This window comes from Methanothermobacter sp. (assembly GCF_030055425.1).
Lineage (GTDB): Archaea > Methanobacteriota > Methanobacteria > Methanobacteriales > Methanothermobacteraceae > Methanothermobacter.
In genome coordinates this window covers 57,049-80,625 of record NZ_JASFYE010000005.1, presented here as the reverse complement: position 1 = coordinate 80,625, position 23,577 = coordinate 57,049, and the positions used below count along the sequence as shown (strand labels likewise).

The window sequence follows — 23,577 nt, the reverse complement described above, 5'->3', positions numbered from 1 at the left end:
ATTCATATGGTCCGATTAAATGCCTTTGCTGATAATAAAAGAAGTTGATGGGGTTTTCAGGTTATTTGGCGGGGATTTTTTACTATTCACTGATAATAAAAGAGGTGATTGGAGTTAAACGTGGTGGCTGTTTCTCCTCATGGTCTCAGCCCTCTCCCTGTAACCTCTGATACCCCCGCTATCCTCCTGGAGGTTGAAGAACACAGAGTGTATGACCTCACCTGCATGTGTCAGGGTCGAGCCCACAAGACCCTCTGCAGTGTACCTGTGGTCTATCCCGTAGCCGGGGGATGGGTAACGGTGTTCTTCTGCGTTCATGATCCTCTCAATGAAGCCATCGGGGTCCACAGGGTCGTATTTTACATCATCATGGAGCATGGCCTCGATTGCATAGCTCTTTATGATCTTATCATGGAGTTTCCTGTAGGCTGAACTTCTTGATACAAGTTCAAATCCTGCAATTCTACCGTTGATTGCAACAAGCACTCCGTTCTGATCTTTAAGCGGTTTGAATGGTTTTTTGAATTCCTCCAGTGTCTTTCTCTTCTTTCTGTAGGCATCTGCCATTGCACCTGTTTTTGAGGTTGAGCCGGCCCTCCTGTGGAGCCTGTTAACCTCATCCCATACGCTGCTCTGGCGTGAGCAGTACGCCTGCAGTAACTCTTCCTGGTTCCTGATATTGATCTCCCTGATATCCTCAAAGGTGTCACGTATGACATGCTCATCCTCAGGGGCATCATCTATTTCAGCGCTTCTACCAATGTTCTCAAGGTTCTCTGTCACGGTCCTTGTCTTGGTAACCCTTACGTTGAGTGCAGCCACCCTTTCAGGGTCCCTGAACTCCTTTGAGGTGTAGGACCATCTGCCCTGCTCCACGCAGCTTACAGGTATCATGGTTTCTGACTTCTCAGGCAACAGAACTGTGACGTTGGCCACACGGTTCTGCTTGGCACCCTCCAGTTCCTCCCCGTCAATTATGAGTACGGGTTCATCAGCCCGGTTAACTGCAAGTACCGTGGGTACTGAGCCATATTCGTCCACCTCACCTATACTTATGAGGTCCTTGCTCATGGCATCTCTCAGTGTAAGGTAGTTCTGGCTCCCCTCAGGCGCCCTCACCGGGATGACCTCCATCTGACCTGAAACCTGGGGTTTGAGGAACTCCAGGCTATCAAGACAGCTCTTGACTATCTCATTCAAAACATCACCTCTCAATGTTAACAGCCAGATAATTCACTCTGGCTCTAGTTATGTATATGTAAATTATTGAATATAAATATTTTTACTGAATAATTGAAAATATTTTATTCAAATATGGGTGAAATATCTGTTTAATGAAAGAATTGCATTTAAAATGCGATATTCTGAAAGATTTGAAGTGTTTACAGGGGCACGCTGTGATCCTGGTTTCCTTCTCTGAGAGCCTGTAAGCATTTAATAAAAAATTAGAGGTATTATGGGGATATATCAGCTGTTGTCCATGAGGGCGGCCCTCAGGTCCTCAACAGGTACATCGTAGGTCTCACAGACCCTCTGGAGCCATGCCAGTGTCGACTCAGGTGTTAGGGACATGGAAACCCTGAAGAGCTCTGCAAGCACCTGAAACTGTGGTGAGGCGGTATCAAGGATTTTCACAAGTGATCTTGAAAGTTTGAGGCATTTCCTTGCGTTTGATATGAATGAGCTCAGGGTCTCCTGGTATTCAAGGGCATCCACGTCCCTCTCATCATCCATTATCACTGTGGGGGTGAAGATGTCGTACTCCCAGTTGAAGAGTCCCAGGATGAATCCCCTCTTATCCTCTGCCCCCTCAAGGTACCCTGATATGATGGACAGAATACCGTGGGATACCGCCGATGGACTTGACCTCAGGTTGCCTGTAACCCCCAGGCTTGACTCCAGCAGTTTCTTCAGGGAGGTCTTCATCCAGCCGCTCTGGGGGTCGTCAAGGTCGTTCAGCGTGGCCTCCACAACCTTCCTAATCTCAAATGGTTTATCTGTGAGGTCAAAGAAGTGGGGGTAGCGGGATTTCATTTCCATCTTCAGCTCCTCTGTATCGTGTTCCCCAGGGTCTTCACGGGTCTCCTGGAAGGCCTCAAAGAGGATAATGTCCCTTAAACGTATGTGGGACGTCCACTCGGTGAAGTATTTTATCCGGATATCCTCGGCGGTTTTACGCCCCAGTGGGGTGTTCAGGAGGGAAGGATGGTATTTCAGGAACTCCTCCCAGCCCTCAAGGCCGGTGTATCCTGATTTCAGGATTCTCTCTGCAGCCTCATTATATTTCATGCCTTCAAATATGTCCAACATACCACCTCTAGAAGAGAGAGGGAGGTCACTGAGCCTCCCTATACACAAATATCCTGAATAAAACAATCATATATGTAGCAGTGTATATGTATTTTATTGAATATAAAGGTTGTGGTGAAGTTGATGAAAATAGTTCATTTATTAATCCTATGATTAAAATGTATAACAGAATTCTCCCGGGATTCTAAAAAAATAAAATGGGGATGTCGCAGCTACCTCCCGGTACCCTTAAGGTAACCGGCTCCAAGGAGTGCGACAATTGAAACTATACCCAGTATGGCGTAGAGTGGAGTTTCAGTGGATCCGGAGTTGCTGTTACTTGATGCTGCGACCTCGTATGCCTTACCAGATTCTTTACCGGTCTCTGAAGGCGTATTCTGAGATTTTGCTGAAGCCTCCTCTGAAACCGCAGATACGCTCCTACCAGGGCTGATATGTCCCTCTGATCCCCCAGGTGTGGATGGGTTCTCTGATCCCCCGGGCCTGCCCGGTGTAACATCAGGCGCGGGATCTCCTTCCACCTGAATGGCAGCCCCTGTGGCGTACCTGAATTTCTCAAGGAAGGTCCTGAGTTCAGCGGAATTCAGTGAGGAGAGCTTCAGTATCCAGCTGTTGAGCTGGATGTTACCGCATGTGTGATGACAGCATGCAACACCGTACTCACTGGTTGTCCTCACGTAGATATCTGCCAGCATCCTCAGGGTCTCCCTGTCGGCATTCCAGTAGCCCCTCCGGGCGGCGTTTAGGAGTGTGCCTGTTATACTGATGAGTGCATATGCATTCTTCCCTGTTGAAAGCCATTCCCTGACTCCGAGACCATATCTGTCCCTTATATAGATATTCACTGCTTCGTTCCACATGGAATCAGTCACAGCGTCTGGTACTGTCACCTTCCAGCCCCAGAGGTTCTCAAAGAAGTTACCTGATATGTAACTGGCGCCGGCATAGCCCTCCCGCATCATGGCACTGATCCATTCCCTGTTGAAGAACTTGCTGTGCAGGTCCCTGAGGATGAACTCTGAGAGCGTGTCGATGCCTGGTTTTGCCGGGTTCACCTGGTTCAGTATGAAGAGTTCAGGTCTCCTTCCTTTCACCCTCTCAACAGCAAGGCTGAAACCGCCAAGGAACTCGTAGTTATGGTCCAGGTCCAGGACTCCGTGTTTTGTATCTGAACGTGAATGGTAAACCCCGTCGATGTCCCTCAGCCTCCTTGTGAAGATCTCTGTGTTGATGGATCCCCAGTCGTCCTCCCGGTAGGAGTACTTCATGTCTGAGATGAAGGCGTCGCCGAGTTCCAGTCTGTCACTCCAGGTATCTGAGAGCTGTGCACCTGTTCTAACACCTGATGACCCCCACTCGCCAGGTGGAGGACCGAATATCCTGCTCACAGCCATCCTACCCGCCTCGGAAGCTCCAAAGTTCTTCGAAAGAAGAGCCTCTGTGTCGCTGAGCCAGTGCAGTGCTATGAAGTTCATCTCAAGGGGATCGTCCCCTGGCACAAAGAGACCTGCAACCCTCACTGTTTCAAGAGCAGCATCCAGGGCCTCCCTGAGTCGGGACCTCATTGGTTCAGGTTTCCTTGAAATCTCCCCTGCAAGTGTTGTGTATGACGCTGCAAGCGCCACCCTCACGGACCTGTCAATGAGAACCGCGCACTGGGGGAAGGTCTCCCTGAGTATACCTGATATGGTAATGAGGACGTCGATTCTGGGCCTGCCAAGCTCTGATAGTGGAACTGCCCTCACACCCAGGACGTTGCCGCTCCTCTGGGCCTGCTGTGCATAGACCGGTTCAACACCAAGAAGCCTCATTATGAAGGCAATGGTGGCACCGTTATCCCTCTGGGTCTCGGTTGCCCAGAGCACCACACCCAGTTCCTCAGGGGTCCCGTTGTAGGCTGCGAGCGCATCCCTCACAAGGTCCAATGCCTTAAGGTAGGCGTCCCAGTAGGGCAGCTTCTGGGGGTCAAGGCCATAGAGGTTACCACCCGTCGGAAGGGCCTCAGGGGTCCTTATGGGGTCGTTACCCAGGGATGGGGGAATGTAGAGTCCATTGAGTGCCCTGAGAAGCATTGAACGCTCCCTGGCAGGGCTTTCAATGATACTGGCGGCGAATGATGCCACCTTCACCGCGGCGGCCTCCTCAAATGCCGATAGGACCCTGCCACACCTTTCCCTGAGGGCCTCTGTGACATTACCACCACTCCGCACGGTTTCAATGATAAGATCCACCGCGCCTGTTATGTTTCTGAGGGCTTCCTCCGGTGTTATAAACCTGTTGCCTCCAGCAGGCACCGCTGTGATCCTTGATGCCATTGAGAGTACAAGTGCCCTCACCATCTCAGGTGTCCAGTCACGTCCAAATACATGGAGCCCCAGTGGTGTGATGGAGGACTGCAGATGGATGATGTAGTCGTGTATACCCTCTGCAAGTTTCTCGGGTGATTCGCTGAAGTTCACCACGGATTCCAGATGCAGGCGGGATGCAAGTTCCACCATCTGCGGGATAAGTGCGCTGTTCCTCTCCTGCATGTACCTCTCTGTCAGTGTCTTGAGTGCCATCATGTCATCATCAAGGACTGTCGCTGCAAGGGGCTGTACCAGGTGGCTTATGATAACTGCAAGGCCGCGCCTCTTGGCATGGAGGGCCTCACCCACACCATCCATGGTGTAGAGGTAGATTGATGGTATGTTCCCTGTGCAGATTTCAGGGAAATCGGCCCCTGAAAGTCCGGCGTCCTTCCCTGGCAGCCACTCATAGGTTCCATGCCTTCCCAGGTAGACCGCTGCATCAGCACGCCCCTGAAGGTAGGAGTAGAATGCAAGGTACTGATAGTGTGGCGGTATAACAGTGCTGTGATAGAGGAAATCAGCGTTTTCATAGCCCCTCTGTGGCTGGGCAGCCAGGTAGATGTTCCCGAGTTTTATAACAGGGAGCACGAAGTACCTGGTGCCGTTTCGTGTAACAGTCATCACATTGCCTGGAGGGGCGCCCCATCCACACAGTCCGGGTATCCTGAGATTCAGGAATGATGTCTTCGCCCTCTGGAAGTCAGCCCAGCGGTTTTCATGGTTCAGTATACTCTGAAGTGCCGCGTGGGCCTCATCAAGGTATCTCAGTGCGTTCTGCTTCTGTGTTATGTTCATGGACTCCAGGGTGGACCTGAGTTCCCTGTACCATTCGCTGAGGATCCTTGCTGATGTCGCCCTTAAATCCGCGGTTACCCGCGCTGGATTGAGATTGTAGACCTTCCTGCAGATGGCCTCCATATAGCCCATGGGTCCCTGCTCCATCTGAAGCCTTGTAACCTCAGGGAGATTCCGGTACCAGTCCATGAATTCATTCACAGGGTAGAGCACTGCATGCTCTGCAAGTTTCTCAAGTTCGCCGGGGGCCCATGTACCCACGTTTATCCCGCCGCTGAGCATGAGGTCAAGGAGTGCCCCGGTACCTGCAGGCACATCAACCCTGTATCCGCTGGCATTCAGGATCCGGAGGATCTCCATTATTGATTCAGGGCCGTTTAGTGAATCCGCACCTGCGATTCCCTGTTTTCCGGGTGGGTAGTTGTAGTAGATGAGCGCAACCCTCTTATCACTGTTTGCAAGTACCCTGAGGCGGCTCCATGCCGCTATCCTGGATGCAAGTCGCTCCACCCTTTCTGTAATGGGCTCTGTGAGGTCAACGGCAATTCCCGTGAGGGTGTCGGTTACACGGCATGTTGCACCCATCACCACGGGCATTATCTGTCCCTGGGTCTCCTTGAGGGCGATCACATTTGTGTTTATACCCAGACCCGATGTTTCTATTTCCCAGGTGTTCACATCTGAGCCATATATGAACGCCGGTACTAGGAGTATCCCGTGGGTGTTTATGAGGCTGTTAACCATTGCCTTGCTGGTCTCACCACCAACCAGCCATGTCAGGCTGATGATGGCATCGACCCTTGACATGTTGGTTGCCTGGTCAATGAAGTAGCTCCTTATACCTGCAAATTCGTACATACCGTTACCCATGTTTGACTGGGAGATAAGCGGAAGCACATTGAGTCCCTGGACCTCAAGGGCCTCTATCATTGCATCTATATGTCGGAGGTCACCCCTTTCAAAGGTGAGCGCGCTCCAGGCGGTTATTCCCACTGTTCTCCTTCCGGGTCTCAGGTAGAGGGACGCGTATTCTGTGAAGTTACTGTAGAGTCTTCCGTTACGGTATAGGCCAAACTGTGGCACCGTGGTTGGTGCCGTGCAGTTGAATCTGCCAGGGAAACTCTTTGCAAGTATGTATTCAAGCATCCGTGCCCTGTTTTCAGGTGAAGCGGTATCTGGAACATAATACTTTTTGACTTCAAGGTAATCTGCCATTGCAGGGTACTGGGCCTTGAGCATGTCAACCATCTGCATGGATGTCTTCCCCATCGGGGGGTATGATATGCTTGAGAATATCTGCTGTATCTCCATGTCAGTCAGTGCTGTTCCATTGGCATTCACAAACCTCACACCGGCGAAGTTTGAGAGCCTAACCACTGGAATTGAGAAGTAGGGGCTTGGATAGGACGCTATCACCTTACCATCGAGTTTTCCCTGGGATTTCAGGTTTACAAGGGTATCTGTGACTATCCCTGGCTGTATGTTACTGAGGTAAATTACGTGGGCCCATTCCACGAGTTCAGGGATCTCACTCACGTTCTCGGAAACCTGTGTTGTGCTCCTGGCTTTGAATTTCACCTCAGGGTATCTGCTGCTTATCTCGTGCATGGGCTGGACTAGCTGCCCTGCCTCTGTGGGCCATGTTATCACGAGAAAGTGTATATCGCTCTGGTTTCCACCGTCTGTACTGTTGGCTGCCGATACAGGCGCTGTCAGTGCTAAGATCACAAGGAATAGCATCAGTGTAATGTATTCTCTTCCAGTCATTTTTCACCTCCTTTTAATTTTTATCAGATTTACTTGAAAAATTAAATATTTAAAATTTTCTTTAATTAAATTAAATTAAATTTGTAATACGGCCTTATTCAACAGAAAAACTATAAAAGTAAAGGGATACCATAGAAATAACATTGAGGTGGTGCAGTGAATGGGAGGGGAGATTCAGCTCACAGATGAACAGCGCAGGGCCGTGGAACACTTCACAGGCCCAATGCTGGTTGTTGCAGGGCCAGGGGCCGGGAAGACAAGGATCATAGTTGAGAGGGTGGCCAACCTCATGGAGAAAAGGGGGGTTGACCCAGGAAGCCTCGTGGTGATAACCTTCACAAAGAAGGCTGCCGATGAGCTGAAGGAGAGGATACTGGGCCGTGTGGGATCACGGGCAGAGGAGATGCAGATATCCACCATACACTCATTCTGCAACCGCATACTCCGCATGTACCCGGACCACCACCCCATGGGTTCCCACTTCCATGTCCTGGATGAGGAGAAACAGCTCATGTTCATCTACGACCACAGGGAAGAACTCGGATTGGAGCACACCCCCAGGGAACGCTTCCCCAAACTCCAGGCCTTCTTCAGCGAATGCCAGGAGAACATGATTGAACCGGAGGCCCTGCTGGAATACCACCGCACCAATGGTTCAAAAAAGACAGATGTCGTCGCTGCAGAGGCATATGGTAAGTACCTCAAACTCATGGAGGAAAAGAGGGTCCTGGACTTCTCAGGGATGCAGTGGCAGGTGGTGAAACTTCTTGAAAATGATGGGGGGGTCCTCCAGGACCTCAGATCAAGGTACAGGTTCCTCATGGTTGACGAGTACCAGGACACCAACCCCATACAGGAGAGGTTCCTGGAGCTCCTTGCAGGTGAAGAGAAAAACATATTCGCAGTTGGGGATGAGGACCAGAGCATATACGGGTTCAGGGGGTCCACACCAGAGAACTTCCTGGGCTTCGAGGACAAGTACGATGCAGAGGTTGTGATGCTTGAGAGGAACTTCCGCTCGGTCCCCAGCATAGTGGACATCACCCAGAGGTTCATGGAGGATTACAGGGACTACCCCAAGACCATAAGGCCGGTGAGGAACTCAAAAAACAGGGTCTTTATCCTGGACAACCCCACCCACCAGGATGAACCAGGAAACATAGTCAGCATAATAAGGGCCCTCGTGGATCACAATGTGATCCCCCACCAGGGGTACGTGACACTCCTCTTCAGGAGTGTTAAACACGATGCAGTTGAGATAATGAATGAACTCAGAAGGGAGGACATACCCTTCAACGTCTACGGTGAGGGCGGATTCTTTGACAGGGAGGAGATACTCTATATCATACAGCTCCTCCACCACACAAGGAACATAAGGCGGAGGATAATCAGACTGAGCAATGAAAACACTGAACACTTTGAGAGTGAATTCATGGACCTCACCGGTGAAAGCATTGAGATAATCAAAAATATGGGTGATGAGGGCTTCAGGTCACTCAGAAACCACGAAGAATTCAGGGAGGCAGGATTCACTGATCCAGATGATATTGAAAAACTCGTTGCCCTCAACAGACTCATAGACAGTGAACTAGGCGTCCTTGAGAGGTACTATGAGATCCTTGAGATCAGCAGGTACCCCCACAGGCTCCTTGAGAGGGGTGATGATGAGTCAAGGGAGAAACTCTACAACCTTGCAAGGTTCAGTTCAATAATCAAGGACTATGAGCGGGTATCATCAGAGCCCACCGTGGAGGGTCTCATGGAGTTTGTGAGGATGGCAATGAATGGAAGCGTTAAGAAGTACGACCAGATCCTCCTTGACAACCCGTACTCGGTCAATGTCATGACCATGCACAGGGCAAAGGGCCTTGAGTTTCCCGTTGTCATAATCTGTTCCGTGTTCAATGGCAAGCTACCCAGGAAGAATAGAGATGAAAGGGGGGACCTCAGCATCCCTGATGAACTCAGAAAGAGTACTGGAAGGGGTGATGTACTTGAGGAGAGACGGCTATTCTATGTGGGAATGACAAGGGCCCAGGACATGCTCATAATTTCTGCGACAGAGAACCACCGGGGGAGACTGGGGTATTCGCCATTCATAGAGGACCTCCTATCAGCTTCAAGGATAACAAGTGATAAACTGGGGAGGATAGACCCTGAATATGCCAGGATAGAGGTCATAAAGAACACCTGTGAGGTGGAGGATATTGAATCCATGGAGACCTTCAGGATGAGCTTCACAGAACTCAACACCTACCTCACATGCCCATTCAGGTACATGATGCTCTATGAGTACGGCTTCGATGTCCCCTCAACCATGAACCAGCTCTATGGGATGGCGGTCCATGAGTGTCTCAGGAGGATAAACAGGCGCCTCATGAGGGGTGAGGCCATAACCGATGGCTACATACACGAGCTGGCATCAGAGAACCTCAGGGATCTGAATTTAAGCCGGGAGGCATTTGATGCCTTCAAATCCAAACTGAAACGCTACATTGAGGATATAAGGTCCCGTGCAGCCAGGATAATCTCTGCAGAGAAACCCTTCAGTATAATGAGGGATGGCTTCATGCTGACAGGTCAGACAGACCTCATCATAGAAAATTCCAATGGTGGACTGGAACTCGTTGACTTCAAGGCAATGACAGGGGAGGGTATAGAGGCGACTGATATTTCTCTTCAGCTTGGACTCTACAGACACGCCCTTGAAGAGGACTTTGATGGCTTCCTTGCCTACACCTTTGAGGATTCAGAGTGGCATGGGATAGAGCCACTGGATGATGTTGAAGCGGTTCTCATCGAGGTTGCAGGCAGGGTGAGGAGGGAGGAATTCCCTGCAAGGAAGAACGATTTCTGCAGGTGGTGCACCTTCCACTCCATATGTGAACATGTATCAGGGCTCTATGGGACCCTTTAGTTTTCACGGCTTCACCCTGAATGAGTATGTTACAAGGTCGAAGTTTTCCTTCTCCATTTCAAAGTCACCCCTATCTGCCCTGCATATCACGGCATACCTCCCCCTGGGGGTGACAATTATTGTCGTCCTCACAATGCTCCTATTTTCAGGGTAAATGAACTCAAGACCACGGTAGCCATTCACTGTGACCTTCCTTTCGCCTGTGAGATTATCCGGTACAGGGAACCTGTAGTCAGCCTTCAGCTTTTCAACCATGACCATGGTCCTGAGTTCCCCGCCGGGCTCTGCAACGGTGATGGCATACTCATAGCCCCGCTCCACCTCATATGGTGGGTGGATGAAGGAGACCTGCCTCCAGGATGCGGGGTAGTGGAATATAATCTCATGGTTCTCAAAGACCCTGTAGCCTGCTGTGCAGCATGATACAGATACGAGAACCAGAAAAAGAATGGGAATTAGCCTCATCACTTCACCCCAAACGTGGAGGTCATAAAAGAATGGGAATTGGCCTCATCACTTCACCTGGAAGGAGTAGGTGATAAGGTCAAAGTTCCTCTTTTCAGACTCGAACCTCTCAGGCGTTGTTCCGCAGAGTATGACGTAGATCCTCCCGTTCTTCTCAACCCAGGTTACACGTTCCTGTTTCGTCACCCCATCCACGTTGATGGTGTGTATGTTCTCATATGCGGTTACACCGTCAACGGTGAGGGTCCTCTCGGAGATCAGCCTGTAACCTGGCTCACCTGAAAAGGCCCGGTAGGTTTCATCATAGACGTCCTTCAGGGTCCTCCCTGCTGGCAGCGGTATGCTCTGTATGATGACCAGGGTCTCAAGGTTACCAGCATCATCCACCCCTGATGGGTCAGCGACCGCTGCGATGCTGTTTGGACTTGCAACAGTCAGGTTCTCTGAGGTCCAGTTCGCAGGGTACCTGAATGATATCTCACTATCAGAGTACGTCTTATATGGAACGTCCGGGACCGTATTGTTGCCCTCGGTTGTGACGGTACAGCCTGAGACCGCAACGGCCACAGCGATTAGGAGCAGAAAAAAGTATTCCCTCATATCAACCCCCCTTTATCTGTATAGTTAACTATGTATCCCATTATGGATATAGTTAGAGTGGGTGTTATTGATGAGGGGCTATTCGCATATGAGACTACGAACAGGATATGGTTAGAGTGTGGTGTTAGTTATGCTCATGGTAACGTCGAATACCGTTGAGGGTAAGGTGATAGGCAGGTACCATGGTATCGTGACCGGGGATGCGCTCATAGGGGCCAACATATACAAGGACCTCTTCTCAGGTGTTAGGGACGTGGTTGGTGGCAGGACATCGGCCTATGAGAGGGAACTTGCAAGGGCAAGGGAACTGGCCCTGTCCTCCATGAGGGAGGCCGCCGGGAAGCTGGGGGCTGACGCAATTATAGGTGTGAGGATCGACTACCACAACCTTGGGGGTACAATGGGTAACACCATCCTCGTATCCGCCACAGGGACAGCGGTGTCCCTTGAGGAGTGAACCGGGGTGTTGCCATTGGGGAGGTACAGGTGGGCCGTTATTGCGGTTGCAGCGGGCCTTGCAGCGGGCCTCCTATCAGCCATCCTCTCTGTCAGGTTCCAGCTTGTGATATTCGGCTTCAACATCATGTACATAGTATCCCCCCTCCTGGCAGGATTTGTTGAATCCTACATTGCTGGGAGGAGGTACGGGGCAAGCACGGGTGCTGTAAGCGCAATACTGGTCTTTTTCGCTGTGAACATCTATGGATGGTTCTTCCCGGCTGAACCCATCGAGTGGAATGTGTTCACGGTTGGGGGTCTGATGCTTGCCTTCCAGGCGGCCTTCCCCACAGCAGTGAACTTCCTCCTCGCGGCAATCATAACATACCTCCTTGGACTCGCAGGTAAGGGTGTGGGTGACCTTCTGGTACCCAAGAACGGGACCATACCCCTTGGCTATGATGGTGGAGGTGAAGTGCTTGGTATAGCCGCAGGGGAGGCTGTTGGTAAACCCGATGAAATCACAGAACTTCGAAGGCTGGCTGTTGAGCGCATGCTGAGTGATGCTGAGGCCATGGGGGCTGTGGGGGTGGTTGACATTGATGTTGAGGTTACGGTGCTCAGGGACCTCGGTGGGGAGGTTCTCGCTGTGACAGCCACAGGGACAGCTGTGAAGGGTTAGTTAGACTTCATCTACGTTTTTCCAGCATGTCCTCTATTCTCTCAAGTTTCATTTCCAGTTCATCCAGCTTATCACGTAGCATCCTGAACTCATCCCTCCGTGTGGAGTCTATCCTCTCCTGCTCCTTCCTGAGGGTCTCAAGGAGTGTGGATGTAGCGGACGCGGTTATGAGGCTTGTGGATGCAATGGCACTGATCATTATGACCACACCGGTCAGCCTTCCAGGGGCTGTTACAGGTATTATATCACCGTAGCCCACCGTTGTGATGGTCTGGAGGACGTACCATAATGAGTCCTCATATGTCCTCACAAGGGGATTCACCGGACTCTCAACCAGGTAGAATACGATTGTGAATACGAAAAGCACAGATACAAAGAGTCCCAGACCATAGCCCAGGCGGCTGGTCCTTATGAACTCCCCAACAGACCCTGCAAGGTCCCTGAATGCAATGAAGAGCCCCACAACCTTTATGAGGTTCAGAACTGCAAGTATGACAGAATCAGGGTTCACCCCCAGGATGTTCACGCCGATGAAGTAGAAGGGCACCATCACAACGGGAATATTCCACCTGTCGCGGACTCCTGGCTGAAGTATGTAGGCTGCCACAACCGTGATGCTTGTGAGGAGGTCCAGGAGGACTATCCTTGAGAATGTCACGGGCTGGAGGGGAAGAAATGTGCTGATAATGAGTGACAGCCCGTCAAGTCCAAGGAGAACAAGGATGATAATCTCAGACAGTACCCTGAAACCTTTCTGAAGATCTTTCACTTTGGAACCCCCTTGAGGAAAGCATGAACTGGATACTACTTCTATATCGTGGATTATTTATAACCTTTCAGGCATGAAAAATGAAATCTTTCAGATTAAAACTCCATTTAATGTTTCGAATAAGTAATAACAGAATATCAATGTCCTGAATAAGTAATAACATGATATTATCCCCCATTCATGGAAAAACTTTAATAGGGTGATTTTCTATAACCTATTTTTTCTTCTGGAGACTTTCACATGAAAGAGTGATAACAATGAAGGTGACAGTTTACGGTGCTGGTAATCAGAAATTATATACTGAGGAACTGAACCTCCCTGAAAAGTACGGCGGGGAGGCTCCATACGGCGGAAGCAGAATGGCCATGGAATTCGCACAGGCCGGACACGAGGTTACACTTGCGGAACCTGTAAGGGATGTACTGGAAGATGAACACTGGAACCTTGTTGAGGAAGCAGGTGTAACTGTCACAGATAACGATAAGGAGGCCGCAGCTGAAGCCGATGTTGCAGTGCTCTTCACACCCTTCGGAAAGGGAACCATAAATATAGTCAGGGAGATACTCCCTGAGCTACCAGAGGGGGCAGTTATAGCCAACACCTGTACGGTATCACCTGTGGTGCTGTACTACGTCCTCGAAAAGGAATTAAAAATGGACAGAACAGATATAGGTGTGTCCTCAATGCACCCTGCGGCTGTGCCAGGGACACCGCAGCACGAACACTACGTTATAGGTGGAAGGCCCACAGCGGAACTTGATATTGCAACAGATGAACAGATATCAAGGTGTGCTGAACTCGCAGAGAGCACTGGTAAGACAGCCTACGTGGTCCCGGCGGATGTGACCTCAGCAGTTGCAGATATGGGCTCCCTGGTCACTGCGGTGGCACTTGCAGGTGTCCTGGACTACTACTATGTGGGTACCCAGATAATAAAGGCCCCTGAGGAGATGGTTGAGAAGCAGATACTCATGACACTCCAGACCATGGCATCCCTGGTTGAGACATCAGGTGTTGATGGAATGGCCAGGGCCATGAACCCTGAACTCCTGGTGAAAAGCGCAAGGTCAATGCACCTCCTTGATGAACAGGAGGAACTGGACGCAGCCCTCAGGAAGATCTCCCAGCTCAACGATGATGTCATGAAATGGATCGAGGGCGCAGAGGTTAAACACACGGACCTTGTGGCTGCCCAGGCCCTCACAGGTGAACTCAAAACCGTCATGGGGGACCGTGCAGCTGAGGGTACAATAAGAAGGTGCATGAGGAAGATGTTTGAATAGGGGGTTTGAAGTTGATAGAGAGGATACTCAAGGACCTTGGAAGGGTGAACGGTGTTAACGGATCCCTTGTTGTTGGAAAGGACGGTCTCATAATAGAGAGTGAGGTTTCAGGTGACATCGACGCGGAACTCGTGGGTGCAATGGCCTCAGCGGTGTTCGGTACAGCCGAGAGGTCGGCCGAGGAGATAAAGCATGAGCCCCTCGAGCAGGTCATGATTGAGGGTAAACGTGGTAAGACCCTCATGATCGATGCCGGTGAGGGGATCCTCGTCGTGATAACCGATGTGGATGTGAACCTGGGAATGATCAGGATAGAGATGAAGAGGAGCGCCGAGAGGTTAAGTGACCTTCTCGGATAATATTAATTTATTTTTATCATGGTTATTTTTCGTAACACGATATTTATCTTTGTAGCTATTATTTAACTTTTTTATTTTTTGTTAATGGTTATCATTTAATAGTAAAGATTATAGAAGATATAGAGGAGTATTACTAACTCAATGTATTCATTACAGTAATAATTTATCATATCAAGCGCGGGTGATTAGGTGAGCTTGTGGAGTAGTAAGGTTTCCTTTAAAGATCATTATGTTGATGATACATTTCCTCTTGTAAGATCTGCAAAGTTAAAAATTAACAAAAAATCAGTTTATACACCTTTATTATGGCTAGGGCACCTTCCCTCAGCTCAGCCACATATATGGAATCATTTTGATATTGAGACCATCATGGTTAGTGCGTATGAAATTATTAGAAATCGAAGAGTATACGAAGAAATATGCGAAAAAGGGATCCACAAATATCTGGGCTTCGACGGTTTAGTGATAATGGACTCTGGAGGATTCTCCTTTCAGAAAAAGGATAGTTTAGAAGTTGATCCAGAAGACATACTTGAACTTTATGAAATGTCCAAGCCAGATCTAGGTGTTGTGCTTGATCATCCACTCAATCCCTTGGAAAATGAGATGAAGAATAAGGATAGGTGGATGAAAACTCTTCAAAATTCTGATTTAATGTTAAAAAATGGTAAAATTCCGTTAATACCCGTTGTTCATGGTTATTCTTTAGAGGATCTTAGAAATAGTTGTAATGACATAAAGAAGATTCATGAGAATCCTCCTATTATTGGATTGGGCAGTATAGTTCCTTTGATTTTTAAATGTAGGGGGAGTAAAAAATTTAAAAATAGTGTTAACTTCATAATAGACTCGGTAAGAATGGTAAGGAAGGAATTCCCAGATTCTTTATTGCATGTTTTTGGTATTGGCAGCGCGAAATCCATGCATCTGATGTACTCCTTAGGTGTTGATTCCCTTGACTCAATGGGCTGGAGATTAAAAGCGGCCTATGGCTGTATTCAGCTGCCAGGGGTAGGTGATAGATATCCTCTTAATAAGAACAATGGAAGGCCTTCTTTAAGTAAAGATGACAAAAAACTTTTAGATCTTTGTGAATGTCCAATTTGTAGATACAAATCTTTAAAAGAGAAAATAGAAGTATTAGATTCTGATTTTAAGAGCAGAGCAATACATAATGCTTGGGTTTTTATGAGGGAAAGGGATTTGTATTATGAGAAATTATTGGATGGCAGTTGTTTTGATTTCTGCAATGAAAGATTAAAAAAAGGATTTTTTTCAAAACATTTTAATTACGCTCTTCAGGAAGTGGTTCATCAGAAACTGGGGTAATGGTGTATATAATGGATATAGATGAAATAAAAAAAAGAATAGAATTCAATGAAACCGATGGAGAAGTTTTAATAAATTTAATTGAAAGTGCCAATGAAAAGGGGTCTAAAATAGGTGAAACTTTTCGTTTGATAAAGGAACAATCAAAAAAGATATTTAAAGACTTATCTTCTCTAAAAAAAATCATTTTTACTATCGATGACCTTAAAGATTATGGTCAGTTTAGAGAATGGTGCAGCGTTGGTATCGATGGCAGTTTTTATAGTGTAGGGCCTATTGGTTCTAAATGGTACGCTCCTTATTCAATTGTGAGGATACTTTTTGAAAAAGGATTATCTGATGAACCTGTTGTTGATGTTTATGCTGCAGGAATAGAGGAAATTGATGAGAATAAACACAAATCTATTGATGGTGAAGCTTCAAGAAGAATGCTGTTAGGGGAAACCAAGGCTTTAGAAGATTGGAATACAAAGAACACAGAATCAATTGTATTTATTGACGGGCCAGTTGTAGATCCACCAGGTTATATTGATGAAAACTATGTTGAATACAGATGTGATGCAATAAAAAAAGCTACATCCCAGTCTTTTTTAGTAGGATGTGTTAAAAAATGTATTGATTCCCATTTCCTAAGGGAATATGAAAGGATTTTAAAATTAGAGAGAAATAAGTTACTCAAAAATTTCTCAGTAGATAAAAACCTTTTTGCTTACTTTTTCACTGCATACCGGCTTGATAACAATTATGACGATGTTCTTTTCACACATCCTCTTGAATTAAAGGATGAAATAAGTAGAAGATATTCTAATTATGGTATCAGAATATTTTCTGTTTTCTTCCAGAAAGATTTTTCTTCAGAAATTATCCGGCTTGATATTCCAATGAAGTATGATAAAGGTGATGTTAACTTGAGAGTGCAACGGGCAGTTACTGCGTCATATGAGTGGACATTTCCAGGCCAGAATATACCGGTACCTATTGAGATTGCCCACGAAAAGTGTAAAATAAGGGGGGGTGCTGCGCAGGTTATTTACGAAGAGATTCTTGCAAGAACACATGCAACAGGTAACATTGAGGACATGATTATAATGAATAACATGGGGTGATTTAAATTAAAGACAAAATTGGTATTGTTTTAAGCGGTGCAACAACAAAGACTGCTAAATTTCAACTATTGGAGAGTTCTGAGTCAGGAAATATTTATGAGGGGATGCTGGTTTTAGTTGCTACAAAAATGGGCAGTAAGATCCTTGCACGAGTAGCTAAAATAGTTCCATTTAACGCTTATTATACTGAAGATGATCCTTGGTCTGAGGCACGTCGTAAAGGTCTGCCTATTCCAGATAACATCGCCCGCAAGTATGAGATATGTGAATTGGATCTTTTAATTCAACTTCCTAACACTGAAGTCAATTATCCTCCAAAACCAGGGGATGAAGTTTTAAAGATAGATCTTGAAGAGCACTATGAAGATATATTTGGCATTTCAAGGGATGAACCTGGTTATATATGGTTTGGAACACTATTTGGTTACAAAAAGGCACCAATACCTTTAGATATTGAGAAAGTCCCAATGCACATGGCAGTATTCGGTACAACAGGTAGTGGAAAATCTTTTAGTACGGGGGTATTGATTGAGAAGTTTATGGGTATTAAAGCAAGTGAAAGTCGTGCTGTTTCATTTCCTATGATGATCATAGATGCAAATGGAGATTACCTGGAGTATGATAAATATTTTAAAAAATATGATTATGGGGATGTAGATCCCGGAATAAGTCCTGTGGGATGGGTTAAAAGATTTGTATTTCCTCACATAGCAAACGAAAACCAGGAATTAGTTGGAGAACCTGTCATTGGTATTGATTTAGACCGTCTTTCAGTTAAAGAAATGGCTGAAACAATTGTAATGTATTATAAAGGAAGTTTAGATGGTGCAGAACTTCAAGTAAATGGAATAGTAACTCTATTCGAGTATATAAAAGAAAACTTAGGTTATGAGTCACTACATGATTTCTTTGTTGATGATGATAGCTATGAAGAATTAATAAGACAATTAAGAAACTTTGATAACAAAAGAATAGCCTCTGCTACTAAACCTGCTATTGAAAGAGCATTCGAAAAATTCAGGGAAATAGAATATAATTATGGGATATTATCAGCGAAATCTGAATCAGAATTAACCAGAGATGATTTTATTGATGACATTACAGAAAACGGCGGGATTGCAATAATTGATTTTTCTGAGGAGGGGGCTACTGGTGTTGATATTCGAGTAAAACAGCTTGTAATGACATATCTGGCTAATTTGCTTTTTAACAAATTCTCAAAATACAAAATTGAAAACAGGACAAGATATTTAATTTTCTTAATAGAGGAAGCTCAAAACTTTATTCCAGATAGGAGTTATCCTATAAGCTCTAGCTTAGCTAAGAATAAGTTATCTTTAATTGCAACTCAGGGTAGAAAATTTGGATTGTCACTATGCATTGTAACTCAAAGACCTTCATTTATTGATAAAATAGTTTTGTCTATGTGCAACACATTTTTTATACATAGAATTTCTCCTGATGATGTTTCTTATGTTAGAACAGCCACTGGAGGTCTCCCTTCTTCACTTGAAAATCGCTTAACACGTCTAACTCAGGGCCATATGATAGTAACAGGTCAGATGAACAAATTACCATTTCCAATGATGATCAAAATTCCTAAGAGTGATAGAATAGTTCCACATCCTATGGGTACAACTGATGTTGTTTCAACTCTAAAAAGACTACGTGAAGGATTTGAGTAATATGGGTGATCTTATGAAAACTCAGATATACAAAAAAGAAAATTTAACTTCTTGGGTTTCAAAAGAGGAAAATGGAACAAGTTTTGAGGAAATAGAAAGTAGAAAACATGTTATAAACAAGCTAAGAGATTATATAAAAAGGTGTGAAGTTTCAAAAGGTCTTAACGCTTGTAATATTATAGGAGAATGGGGTCAGGGAAAAACTGAGCTTTATAATGGCTTTATTAGAAAAGAACTAGAAGAAAAAGGTCATATGGCCTTCTTTGTGTCTGCATCAACTCTTTCTAATATTTTAAAGACCAAAGAAATGATCGATGTTATTGAAAGAAGCTCTCTTTCATCTGTAAGAATACTTTCCACAATATTTGAGGGCGTAAACGCTGAAAATGAAATTGGTTTACCATCAATTAAAAGTTACGAATTTCCAGAGGACTATCTTGAGGATGCACTTGACTTCATCTTGGGAGATTACAATGGATCTCAAAGGATATTTATATTCATAGACGAATTTGAAGAGCTTTTAAATACTCCTGAGACTCTTAAAAGCATGATTTCAGGTATTAAAGAGCTTATTAATGGCAGTTATAAAAAAATAGATGTTAATGGTGATTTTTCAGGTTCTGTACATTTATTTATCTCATTAACACCTGATGCTAAATATAGGCTCGAAACAGATGAAGAACTAAGTTTAATTGCGGGCGGGTATGAAAGGAGAGTTGATGAGGTAGAATTAAGCACTATAAGAAAGCAGGAATCCATAGAATTTTTGAGAAATCTTATTAAAAGATTGTACGATAGATCAGAACCAACTCCTTATCCGCTGGGAGATAGTGGAATATTTGATACTCTTCATAGACTAAGCCTGGGAAATTTGGGTAACTTGAAGAAGTTGTTTATTGAACTTTTTACTAAATTTGCGAACTATGATGAAGACTTTTTCGAAGTAGTTGAATATGACCACTTTATTGATTTTTTACAAGAGACTAGAATATACGTTTTTGGAGCCCAAACACTTTGTGTTGATGTGGAAAATTATAAAAATATCTTAAGATATCTTAAAGATACATCAGAAGTGTCCAAAGATAAAATAAAATCTTTAATAAATCTATTTAACATTTTAATAGCTTATATGAGGCCTATCTCCATAGGAGATTTATCTAAATTCATCGATACCGAAGAAGCCAGCGTATATAAATTTATTCGTATCATCAATGAGAAGGTAGAAAATGAACATGGTATCGATAACGCTATTATACCTGTATTTCCGCTCAAAGAACATCTAAGTTTTGAAGATATAAAAGAAAAGTTGAGTGATTATATAAAAACCGATGACATTCTGCAAAAAGAGGTTCTTCAGATAGGTGATTACTCAGAACCACTGGATCAATTCGAAGATTCTATAACATTTTTTGAGGGCAATTCAGATGCTTTAAATACGAGAATATTTATTCCAACTACGTCAGAAAGTCTTAAAGAACTATTCAAGAATGAGGTAAGTGAAGATTATTTAAATGAGATAGAGGCACTTTTCAGGGACATGGTGGATGAAAGTGAGCGATATTACATAATTTCAAATACCTTTGTAGAAATCTTGTATCCTACGCCTATTCCAAGGTTCTTAGGATATATTCTCAAGAAAGAAGAAAGATTATCAATTTGGAGGAGAATCTCATTAAACCTTGCAGAGGAATATAAAAACAATATCGAAAGTGCATTTATTGAAGGACTTGAAACTTATAAAAAACTTAAGGTTACCTACAAGAAAGTTGATGTTACAGGTTCGGAATTGAGAGAAAACGAAGTGATTTTAAAGTTACATGATCCTGATCTAGAAGTTGATATTAGATTATTAACTAAATTTGTGCAAGGAGACATTAAAGAAACTCATATTAAAGAAATTTCAGAAACTCTAAAAAATGATTTTAGTATTCATGGCTGTCTCTTAGTATATAATGGAGAGTTTACACAAAGAGCTCGCGAACGCCTTGAATTGGAGGGATTAGGTAAAAAAGGGACATCTCAACTTATAGATATCCATCTTCATCAAACATTAACTAAACGGCTTCTTTGTGCATACGAGTCACGCAATAAATCTGTTGACAAGTCATTACTTAATATAGAATTTAAAAATATTTTTGATGATCTTAAGCTTCAAGAAAATATTAGAGAATGGCTTAAAATCCAGAAGAAAAAGGGATTAGTTGTAGATCAAGTAGCAACCGAAAACTTAAGTAAATTTGCTGATACGCTTAAATTATATTTAAATTATATTAATGAACCACTATCTGCAAATGAAGTTTTAGAGAAAAATTTGAATGGCATATTAAAATTTAAACTTTATGGAACTAAGAAAGGTTTTATTAGAAGCGACCTTGAAGATTCCCCAGAGGATGTCAAGAAAATATCCATTGAGTTACGTGAACATGGCTTTTTAGAAGAATTAGATGGTAAATATAAAGTCATTGAACATCCTGTTGAAAGGAGAATATATGAAATAATCAAGAAGGAAGGCAAAATTAAAGAGAACGACCTCAATCTTTATTTTATACTCAAATCAAAAAGTAAAAACATTTTTTCTGATCTATTTCTGAATATTTTAGAATATAAAAATAAAATAAAGAGAAATAGAGATGAAATAGAAATTACAAACATAGAAGAGGAATACAAAGAGATTTTGAAATATTTAGATAAATTTAATAAAGAGCTTGAAAGAAAAGAGTTATACAAACTCTTTGGACATATTTTCATGACCAAAAAGAAGGGTCATAAACTTATCATGTTAGATGAGTTTACGAGTTTCGTTAATGAAAATTCTGATTTTATAAAAGAATATTATGGACACCCAGATTATAAAGAAGCAGTTTCAACAAAAATTTTCATATGTAAAAAACTTTTAACGGAAATATTTTCTTGCGGTAAAAACCAACGGTGTTTAAAAACCTTTTTTGAAGGCGCAGCCAGAAAAAGTAAAGAATCTTTTAATGAAATTAAAAAGATAAAAAATGAGTTTGAAAGATCCCTTGAGACAATCTCTAAGGATTGTGAAAATATACTGAAATTAAAAATTGATGGTGGAGTTAAAAGTATTAAGGAATATACCAACATGTTAAATGATTTTGAAGGAATAAAAAAACTATACGAAAGTTCCTGCACAAAGGAAGAATTAGAAAATGCAATTTCAAATCTTGACGATTTTGATCACTTTAAATTTGATAAATCTCCATCAACAGCATATTATTATAACCTAAAGTTCTATAAAATTAAACAAAAGGAATTAGAATTCGATTCTAGAAGGCCATACTCACTTTTAAAAGATTTGGATATTGATGAACTTAAAAAAAGAAGAAATAAAGTCGATAGTAAACTAAAAAGTATTCAGATTGACCCAAAATTAAAATTAACAACAGAATTTTTTGAAGAGATAAAGTCGATTAGCATAAATGTGTCTGAAAAGAAAATATCTCCCATTTCTTTGAGAAAACTAAGGGATCGAATAAAAGAAAGGATTAAAGAACTAAGAGATAAGTTAGAAAAGGTCGACAGGTTATTAAACTACCTAAATGACTTGATGAATAAGGAAAAGATGCTATTGGATACAATTAGCCATACTCAGGAAATATTAGATATCTCTGATAAAATATTCGACGATGGTAAATTAGAAAAAAACGAATTAAATAAATATAAAGAGAAATTTAATTCTGTTAAAGAGAATTACAAGGATCTAAATTTGCAAGACTTAAGAGATTATCAAAAGGAACATGGAAATTGGCTTGAACTAGTGGATAATTTGAATCAGGACTTGAACTATGATGTTAACAAGCCCATAAAAGAAATTTGGAGGAATTACAGGAAACAACAGTTAGAATTTATTAAGGAATATGAAAATGTTCTTTACCGGGTTAGAATTAGTGATGATTCGAGAGCGGCTCTTGAGGATTTAATAAAAGAGTTCGGGTCAAAACTAAAAAATGATATAACTGAGCAAGAAGTTTCAGCTTCACAAATAGATGTTTTAAAATTAAAAATTAAGAAAGAATTTGAATATCAAATGAAAGAATATCTCAGTCCTGATGAATTGGGCCTTTTAAAGGCTATAAACTCTATGAGTGAAGCTGGAATTATTGATTATGAGAAACTTAAAAAAAGAGCGCTAAAAGAAAATATAGACTTTAAGAAAGCTCAGGATGGGCTCATTAAGAAAGGTTATATCAAACTAGGGTTCTATTTCCCTAGTTAAATTAAATTTACTCATATAATACACCTTTAGATTCGAGAACCATAAAATTTCAAAGTAAGGTTTGGACATTAGCGGGCTTGGGTAATAAAAAATAATTTCGTCAAACCCATATCTTTTTGCTTTTCTATTGATAAATTTTCCAAGTTCTTCCTTTTTTTCTAGTGTTAATTCCTGTGGATGTATGTCGTAGTATCCTAATTTTTCATCAAACATATGAATACCATATTTATCAGAAAGTATGCCGTATGTGAGGTTATTATTCTCGACATACTCATAAAATCGATTGTGATAACGTCCATTGTAAAAGTCCCTAGGCATCCCTAATCTCTGCGTCTTTTTTGTTTTTGAGCAGGAGGTAGTCCATATGACACTATCAGGATCAGGTAATTTTTTTCTAGATGAAATGTAGGTAAATCCAAAATCTCTTTCTAGAGATTCTCTCCATTTTTTTGAAGCTGGAAGTTTGGGGGGAGCCAATAGAGTC

General features: G+C 43.6%; 16 protein-coding genes. 9 read left to right on the top strand and 7 right to left on the bottom strand.

From position 1 onward, the window contains the following. Nucleotides 1-114: 114 nt before the first annotated feature. The 3 genes from QFX39_RS06140 to QFX39_RS06130 all read right to left on the bottom strand — a co-directional run bounded on the left by QFX39_RS06140 (nucleotide 115) and on the right by QFX39_RS06130 (nucleotide 7,223). Nucleotides 115-1,200, bottom strand: coding sequence for a DUF6569 family protein (locus tag QFX39_RS06140; protein ID WP_300478339.1), 1,086 nt, complete (start codon nucleotides 1,198-1,200; stop codon nucleotides 115-117). A gap of 267 nt (nucleotides 1,201-1,467) precedes the next feature. After that, the gene (locus QFX39_RS06135; RefSeq protein ID WP_300478337.1) at nucleotides 1,468-2,307 is read right to left on the bottom strand and encodes a hypothetical protein; all 840 of its coding nucleotides are present in this window, start codon (nucleotides 2,305-2,307) and stop codon (nucleotides 1,468-1,470) included. 215 nt (nucleotides 2,308-2,522) lie between these two features. Next, complete coding sequence (locus tag QFX39_RS06130) at nucleotides 2,523-7,223, bottom strand: cobaltochelatase subunit CobN (protein WP_300478335.1); 4,701 nt, start codon at nucleotides 7,221-7,223, stop codon at nucleotides 2,523-2,525. 160 nt (nucleotides 7,224-7,383) lie between these two features. Here QFX39_RS06130 and QFX39_RS06125 point away from each other — a divergent pair, with 160 nt between their 5' ends. Further along, nucleotides 7,384-10,140: an ATP-dependent DNA helicase gene (locus tag QFX39_RS06125; protein ID WP_300478333.1), complete on the top strand. Its 2,757-nt coding sequence runs from the start codon at nucleotides 7,384-7,386 to the stop codon at nucleotides 10,138-10,140. Between the two features lie 3 nt (nucleotides 10,141-10,143). Here the strand turns inward: QFX39_RS06125 and QFX39_RS06120 are convergent, their stop codons facing one another. Then, the gene (locus QFX39_RS06120; protein WP_300478331.1) at nucleotides 10,144-10,605 is read right to left on the bottom strand and encodes a hypothetical protein; all 462 of its coding nucleotides are present in this window, start codon (nucleotides 10,603-10,605) and stop codon (nucleotides 10,144-10,146) included. Between the two features lie 48 nt (nucleotides 10,606-10,653). After that, on the bottom strand, nucleotides 10,654-11,205 hold the full coding sequence (locus QFX39_RS06115; RefSeq protein WP_300478329.1) for a PsbP-related protein: 552 nt from the start codon (nucleotides 11,203-11,205) through the stop codon (nucleotides 10,654-10,656). Nucleotides 11,206-11,335: 130 nt separating this feature from the next. Between QFX39_RS06115 and QFX39_RS06110 the strand changes: the two genes are divergently transcribed. Together QFX39_RS06110 and QFX39_RS06105 are read left to right on the top strand one after the other, a co-directional pair. Beyond that, entirely contained in the window at nucleotides 11,336-11,662 is a 327-nt protein-coding gene (locus QFX39_RS06110) for a YbjQ family protein (protein ID WP_300478328.1), read from the top strand. A 15-nt stretch (nucleotides 11,663-11,677) separates the two neighbouring features. Then, the gene (locus QFX39_RS06105) at nucleotides 11,678-12,325 is read left to right on the top strand and encodes a heavy metal-binding domain-containing protein (protein WP_300478325.1); all 648 of its coding nucleotides are present in this window, start codon (nucleotides 11,678-11,680) and stop codon (nucleotides 12,323-12,325) included. Nucleotides 12,326-12,332: 7 nt separating this feature from the next. On the opposite strand, the gene QFX39_RS06100 is transcribed toward QFX39_RS06105, so the two are convergent. Further along, a complete protein-coding gene (locus tag QFX39_RS06100; protein WP_300478322.1) occupies nucleotides 12,333-13,094 on the bottom strand; it encodes a potassium channel family protein in 762 nt (253 codons plus the stop codon). A gap of 257 nt (nucleotides 13,095-13,351) precedes the next feature. On the opposite strand from QFX39_RS06100, the gene QFX39_RS06095 reads away from it, so the two are divergent. From QFX39_RS06095 to QFX39_RS06070, 6 genes are all read left to right on the top strand, one after another. After that, nucleotides 13,352-14,377, top strand: a complete 1,026-nt coding sequence (locus tag QFX39_RS06095) for a H(2)-dependent methylenetetrahydromethanopterin dehydrogenase-related protein (RefSeq protein ID WP_300478319.1) — start codon at nucleotides 13,352-13,354, stop codon at nucleotides 14,375-14,377. A gap of 11 nt (nucleotides 14,378-14,388) precedes the next feature. Then, nucleotides 14,389-14,736 (top strand): roadblock/LC7 domain-containing protein, encoded by a 348-nt coding sequence (locus QFX39_RS06090; RefSeq protein WP_013295713.1) that lies wholly within the window; start codon nucleotides 14,389-14,391, stop codon nucleotides 14,734-14,736. 189 nt (nucleotides 14,737-14,925) lie between these two features. Further along, nucleotides 14,926-16,065, top strand: coding sequence for a tRNA-guanine transglycosylase (locus QFX39_RS06085; protein ID WP_300478316.1), 1,140 nt, complete (start codon nucleotides 14,926-14,928; stop codon nucleotides 16,063-16,065). Between the two features lie 11 nt (nucleotides 16,066-16,076). Continuing rightward, nucleotides 16,077-17,171, top strand: coding sequence for a DNA double-strand break repair nuclease NurA (locus tag QFX39_RS06080; protein WP_300478313.1), 1,095 nt, complete (start codon nucleotides 16,077-16,079; stop codon nucleotides 17,169-17,171). A gap of 104 nt (nucleotides 17,172-17,275) precedes the next feature. Next, nucleotides 17,276-18,856 (top strand): ATP-binding protein, encoded by a 1,581-nt coding sequence (locus tag QFX39_RS06075; RefSeq protein WP_300478311.1) that lies wholly within the window; start codon nucleotides 17,276-17,278, stop codon nucleotides 18,854-18,856. 13 nt (nucleotides 18,857-18,869) lie between these two features. Beyond that, nucleotides 18,870-23,093: a hypothetical protein gene (locus tag QFX39_RS06070; RefSeq protein ID WP_300478308.1), complete on the top strand. Its 4,224-nt coding sequence runs from the start codon at nucleotides 18,870-18,872 to the stop codon at nucleotides 23,091-23,093. On the opposite strand, the gene QFX39_RS06065 is transcribed toward QFX39_RS06070, so the two are convergent. Beyond that, nucleotides 23,070-23,570 carry a DUF6884 domain-containing protein gene (locus QFX39_RS06065; RefSeq protein WP_300478305.1) on the bottom strand — a complete coding sequence of 167 codons (501 nt, stop codon included), beginning with the start codon at nucleotides 23,568-23,570 and terminating at the stop codon, nucleotides 23,070-23,072. The two genes, QFX39_RS06070 and QFX39_RS06065, sit on opposite strands and share 24 nt — an antisense overlap. Between the last annotated feature and the right edge of the window lie 7 nt (nucleotides 23,571-23,577).